Genomic DNA, 604 nt, shown 5'->3' on the forward strand with positions numbered 1-604 from the left:
AGCCCGGCGACCGCGGCGCCGCCGTGCAAGCGTTGCAACAACACTTGCAAGCCATCGGCGCCACCGATCGCGATGGCAATGCCATCCAGGACGACAAGCACTACGGCCCACGCACCCAACAGGCCGTGGAGAACTTCCAGCGTTTGGCTGACCGCGAGGCCACCGGCATCGCCGACCCAGGCACGCTCGAAGCACTGCAAACGCATGCCCAGTTCGCCACGCGGCAGAAGACACAGCACCTCGCCATCGACCGCCATCTGGCAGACCAAGCTAAGCCTGCGCCTTCCCATTCGACCGATGCCGTCGCCGAGCGTCCGGCCCAGCCTCGATCCGACCTAAGCACTGCGCAGCAGCAAGACGCACCCAAGGCACTGGAACCCTACAGCAGCCCCACATCCCCGCTGCACGCGCTCTACGCGCAGACGCAGACCACCATGGAAGAAAAGGGCATTTCGATATCCGAGGAACGCCTGCATCAGGTCGTCGGCAAGATGGCGATCTACAAAATGAGTCCAGAAGGGAAAAACGATTTCGTGGTCAAGGGCGATATATTCGAGGGGTACGATCTCGATGTCTTCTATAAGCACTTCACGCTGGACCTGCG

Annotated in this window: 1 protein-coding gene; it reads left to right on the top strand. The window is 61.6% G+C overall.

Annotated features, from left to right (window positions below; genetic code table 11):
* Nucleotides 1-604 (top strand): peptidoglycan-binding domain-containing protein (locus tag XANALMUS060_RS17280; RefSeq protein WP_045739500.1); only part of this gene is annotated, 604 nt, incomplete at both ends.

It is taken from the genome of Xanthomonas sp. MUS 060 (assembly GCF_000963215.1).
Lineage (GTDB): Bacteria > Pseudomonadota > Gammaproteobacteria > Xanthomonadales > Xanthomonadaceae > Xanthomonas_A.